This is a genomic window from Deinococcus alpinitundrae (assembly GCF_009982895.1).
Lineage (GTDB): Bacteria > Deinococcota > Deinococci > Deinococcales > Deinococcaceae > Deinococcus > Deinococcus alpinitundrae.
Window position 1 is genome coordinate 1 of sequence record NZ_WXZL01000064.1, and the last position, 4,574, is coordinate 4,574.

The 4,574-nt window shown below is 59.9% G+C and carries 5 protein-coding genes and 1 pseudogene; 4 read left to right on the plus strand and 2 right to left on the minus strand.

The window, feature by feature from the left end; all coding sequences use genetic code 11:
* The first annotated feature begins 228 nt into the window (after positions 1-228).
* Positions 229-471, plus strand: a complete 243-nt coding sequence (locus GUI70_RS22170) for a flavodoxin domain-containing protein (RefSeq protein ID WP_161884452.1) — start codon at positions 229-231, stop codon at positions 469-471.
* A gap of 419 nt (positions 472-890) precedes the next feature.
* On the opposite strand, the gene GUI70_RS22175 is transcribed toward GUI70_RS22170, so the two are convergent.
* The gene (locus GUI70_RS22175) at positions 891-1,367 is read right to left on the minus strand and encodes an SDR family oxidoreductase (RefSeq protein WP_306468322.1); all 477 of its coding nucleotides are present in this window, start codon (positions 1,365-1,367) and stop codon (positions 891-893) included.
* Between the two features lie 293 nt (positions 1,368-1,660).
* On the opposite strand from GUI70_RS22175, the gene GUI70_RS22180 reads away from it, so the two are divergent.
* Positions 1,661-2,329, plus strand: coding sequence for a BON domain-containing protein (locus tag GUI70_RS22180; RefSeq protein WP_161884454.1), 669 nt, complete (start codon positions 1,661-1,663; stop codon positions 2,327-2,329).
* A gap of 194 nt (positions 2,330-2,523) precedes the next feature.
* On the plus strand, positions 2,524-2,904 hold the full coding sequence (locus tag GUI70_RS22185) for a transposase family protein (RefSeq protein WP_237725116.1): 381 nt from the start codon (positions 2,524-2,526) through the stop codon (positions 2,902-2,904).
* A gap of 381 nt (positions 2,905-3,285) precedes the next feature.
* Here the strand turns inward: GUI70_RS22185 and GUI70_RS22190 are convergent, their stop codons facing one another.
* Positions 3,286-3,750: a CBS domain-containing protein gene (locus GUI70_RS22190; RefSeq protein ID WP_202630559.1), complete on the minus strand. Its 465-nt coding sequence runs from the start codon at positions 3,748-3,750 to the stop codon at positions 3,286-3,288.
* 464 nt (positions 3,751-4,214) lie between these two features.
* On the opposite strand from GUI70_RS22190, the pseudogene GUI70_RS22195 reads away from it, so the two are divergent.
* Positions 4,215-4,574 (plus strand): annotated as a pseudogene (locus GUI70_RS22195) (transposase); the annotation flags it as partial.

Genomic DNA, 4,574 nt, shown 5'->3' on the forward strand with positions numbered 1-4,574 from the left:
CCAGTCTTGGCTATGTCCCCCCTGCCGAGTTCGCTGCCCGCTATCATCCAACCTAGAAGTGACTTGCCTGCTGGTCCTGCGTTTTGGGTTCACTCCAATCCCCGATGACTCCGAATTCAATCCGAGGCGTGCTTATCATGCCCGATCAACCCATTCTGGTCGCCTATGCCTCTCATGCCGGGAGCACCGAAGAAGTCGCTGAAGCCATCGGACCAGCCCGTCAGGAACATGGCGCGAGGGTGGACGTGCGTCTTCACCACCCTCGCGCCTTACCGCGTCGTGTTGGTGGACAGCGCCATTCACGGTGCGAAGTGGTTGCCGGAGGCCGCCGAGTTCGTCAGGCGGCACAGGACTGCACTCGAACAGTTGCCCCTGATCTATTTCCTGGTCTGCACCACCCTCCGCGAAGATACCGCCGAGCATCACCGTGAAGTGCTGGCGTACCTGGACCCGGTGCGGGCGATCCTCTAGCTACTGGAGATCGGGCTGTTCGCGGGCAGACTCGGCGCGTCCAGGCTGTCCTTTCTCGAACGAATGCTGGTCAAAGCCATGAAGAGTGAAGAAGGCGACTGGCGCGACTGGGAAGCCATCCACGGCTGGGCGGGCAGGGTCTGGGAGCATCTCGATCGTAAGGAGGGCGTGGCGTGAACGCAGGTCCTCGGGCGCGGCTGGTGACGATGGGGAGCCAGTCGTGCATTAGACCTCTTACGGAAGTCGTTGAGCTGGTCCATGGCGTCTGCCTGCCGTGTGGGAGGAAGTGGTGGGTACTGCTGACCCACTTCTGCAAGCCACAGTCAAGGGGAGGCGGCGCAGTGAGACCGCTGAACACCCCTTGGAACACGAAGGTCCAATTCTGGACACGTTAAATGGTCGAAAACGAAGCAGCTTGCTCAGTCCTGTGCGGTGGGGCGGAGCATGATCTCGCCCACGTCGACATCTTGTGGCTGCTCGATGGCGTAGACCATCGCGCGGGCCACCGCCGCGGCCGGCATCGCCAGCTGGTCCCGGCGTTGTTCCAGCTGACTTCGGACCTCCGGGTCCGAGACGCCGTCCGCGAAGTTGGTGTTCACAAACCCCGGAGAGATCACCGTGACCCTCAGCTTCTCCCCGGCCTCCTGACGCAGGCCCTCGGACAGCGCTTGCACTGCGAACTTGGTGGCCGAGTACACCGCCATGGTGGGGCTGGTCTTGTGGGCGGCGGTGGACGCGGTGTGGATGAAGTGCCCGTAGCCCTGCTGCCTGAACACCGGCAGTGCGGCGGCGATACCGTATAAGACGCCTTTGAGGTTGATGTCGACCATCGCTTCCCAGTCGGAAACCCTCAGCGCAACTGACAGCGGGACTGTCTGCTCCCGAGCAGCTGAAATCCAGACCGAAGCGGATCAACCACAGTGCATCCAGGCCGGACACGCATCGGTAATGCGGTCGGAGAACACTCAGGTTCGGAGGATACGTGCACCGCTCACCCTCTGCGAAAACACAGCGCTGGACAGCAAGATCAATGGCAAGGCTGGGTGCCTTGCCTCCCATTCACCTCGGGACATGATCTCCAATGGCGTGGAACAGCGGTTTGCCGTAGGTCAACGCCCACTTCTGGAGCGTCTTCAGCGTCTGTCCGCCAACACATTCAGCCTCACTCCACCCCACAGGAGGGTCAATCATGAAACCCAACGAGACTTTGCAACTGCGCGTCGTTCAGCAACTCGACTGGGAGCCCAGCGTCAACGCCGCGAACATCGGTGTCAAGGTCAAAGACGGTGTGGTGACTCTTGAAGGAGACGTGCCCAACTACGCCGAGAAATTCGCGGCCGTCCGTGTGACCAAGGCTGTCTACGGCGTCAAAGGGCTGGCAGACGAACTTCAGGTCAAGTTGCACGCTTCATTTGAGCGCACCGACGCCGATATAGCGAAATCTGCTCTTCAGATGCTGGTTTGGGACACCGTTGTCCCGAAAGATCACGTGAAAGTGATGGTCCGAGACGGCTGGATGACACTTGAGGGCGAAGTGGACTGGGAATACCAGCGGACCAATGCTGAACGTGCTGTGCGGCACCTCAGCGGTGTCAAGGGAGTCGTCAACGCCGTCACACTCAAGCACCGTGCCGTCCCGGCGGACGTCAAGGCTAAGATTGAGTTGGCCCTCAAGCGCAGCGCCGAGTCCGATGCGCAGAACATTTCTGTTGAGATGCATGAGGGCACGGCGACCTTGAGCGGCAACGTGCATACCTTCGCGGCGCGGGACGAGGCGGCGCTCGCGGCTTGGGCGGCACCGGGGGTCCGGATGGTCACCGATCACATCACGGTCACCACGGACTTCGGTGTGCGTTGAGGCCAGTCCATTAAGTTCAACTTGGCCATGCTGAGCGTGTGCTAGGCCGCGATGAATTAGATTGAGGAGGATTCTGGCAAGTTAACCAGACGTCATGTGGAACATGAGGACAGATCTTCCCACACTCAAAGTCAAGTGCAGGTAATCCCCCTTCAGTAGACCTCCTGCGAAAATAGGGCGGGAGGCTGGCGGGGATGACGGCGTTGAAGGATGAACAAGTTTTGCAGCTGAACGCGACAGATTTTCGCCGACGAACCGGGGTCAATCCACAGACCTTCGCGGAGATGGAAGCGGTGCTGCACGACCGAGAGGCCAGCAAACGGAGGTCAGGACGCCCGCCGGCACTGCCGGTGGCCGCGCAACTGCTGTTGACACTGGAATTCTGGCGGGAATACCGGACCTTCTTCCACCTGGGTCAGGCGTGGGGGATGCACGAGACGACGGTGTTACGAACCGTGGTCCGAGTGGAGGACGCGCTGTTGCAGCGCGGGCGTTTCTCCCTACCGGGGAAGAAGACCCTGACGGACGCTGGTACGGTGGGCCGTCGTAGTGGACGTGAGCGAGGTGCCGTGTGAACGCCCCAAAAAAGCAGCGGGACGGGTATCGCTGCGCGTCGCCTCTAAACAGGGCTAGCGCTGAGCTTCGGGGAGGCTGAGTCATTCCTCCCCAAGAAAATATGTTGTGCCACTGCAACAAAAATCCCCCGCTCCCGGCATCGGTCAGGGCAGGGGATTCTCGTTTGTCCTAGCCTTTGTCCATTGCCCAGGCTCACCGCATTGATTCGAAGACCGCCCCTGCCCTTAGCCTGCCGTGACGCCATTTCAGGCAACACAACCACCCAAACTCCTTTTTGGCAGGCCCATCACCGGTACGGCGTTTCCCTCTCTGTCCTGTTCACTCTGGGCGCGCCTAGTTCCCAGTCACTCGGCCGACTGGGGTTCACGCACCGTTGGCACTCAATCTGCAAGTGTTCCTGCTGCCTTGACTGGCTCGGGTGCCCCTGCTCCCGTCAAGTCGACGTATGCACGCATTACGTCGGTCGAAGTCAACATGCCGACAAGATCGTTACGGTCGTTGATGACCGGCAGTCCACCGACCTTATGCTTCACCATGGTGTAGGCCGCGTCACGCAGTTCGGTATCGTCCCGGACCGTCAGTACGGAGCGCGACATAACATCACGCACCTCCAGTTTTGCCAGCAGGGCCGTGAGTTCCCAGATGCTCAGAACGGTGCTGTCCGACGGCATGGCCTCTTTCAGGTCGCGTTCCGTCACGATCCCGGCCACCCGCCCCAGTTCGTCCAGTACCGGCAGGTGGCGAATGCCGTGGCTTTGCATAAGTTTGATCGCCTGCGGGACCGTGGTGTGAAGGGGGATAGTGACAGGCGGTTGGGTCATGACGGCTGAGACAAGGATGTTCATCTACGACCTCCTACGGCCAGTGTGGGTTGTGTTGCCTTAACTGCAATGCCGATAAGTTAAGACAGCGAAGGCGCACTGGCACGTACTTTTCTTGGGGAGCGGAGCATTTTGATTTTGATGGCCCGGGAGAGGCGTGCGGTCGCCTTGCAGCCAGTACGAGCAAGGCGATGTCATCGGCAAGGTGCTCCAGACCGTGCGGCAAGCGACCAGTCAGGATCGAGGTAAAGGTGTCGAGGTGGTTGAGCGGCTGGTCGCGGGCTGTTGTAAACAGTGCGGCGCTGAGGCCCACCCTTCAGCTTGACAGCGTCCACACCCCGCCTTGCCCCCTTAACTTACTGGCATTACCTTGAATCTGACAAAACCCTGAGAAGCGGGGGGGCACCACAAGAGTTAAGTAGGATTGCTGAGATATTGCGGTTTACGGAAAAGCTGTCCAGCACGGCTTTGCACCTCAGAATGAGGGTGTGAACGCAACGGAAACTCGTGCTGGACAGCTTTACACTGACATTCTTGCGACATTGACGCGCAAGCAGCATCTGGACAACGTCCAGGTGCTGCTCAATCTTTTCCTGACGGCGATGGGGAAGCCGCTGCCAGCCTATGCAACGGTCAAATCACCCACAGCCCTGAGCCGCTTCCTGAATCATGCGCCCTGGAGCCTGACGGCCATGATTCGGGTCATGCGCCACCATGCGCAATCCCAACTGAAGGCGTACCGAAAACGCTGTGTTGGACGGCCACCGCGGCTTGAACTCATTGTTGATCTGACCTCGATCGCGAAGGAAGGTCGCTTCGAAGGGTTAGGCGACTGGATGCACACCTTG

Coding starts and splice junctions, on each gene's coding strand:
- GUI70_RS22185 (WP_237725116.1), top strand. CDS start 2,524: ATGACGGCGTTGAAGGATGAACAAGTTTTGCAGCTGAACGCGACAGAT.
- GUI70_RS22180 (WP_161884454.1), top strand. CDS start 1,661: ATGAAACCCAACGAGACTTTGCAACTGCGCGTCGTTCAGCAACTCGAC.
- GUI70_RS22190 (WP_202630559.1), bottom strand. CDS start 3,750: ATGAACATCCTTGTCTCAGCCGTCATGACCCAACCGCCTGTCACTATC.
- GUI70_RS22170 (WP_161884452.1), top strand. CDS start 229: ATGGCGCGAGGGTGGACGTGCGTCTTCACCACCCTCGCGCCTTACCGC.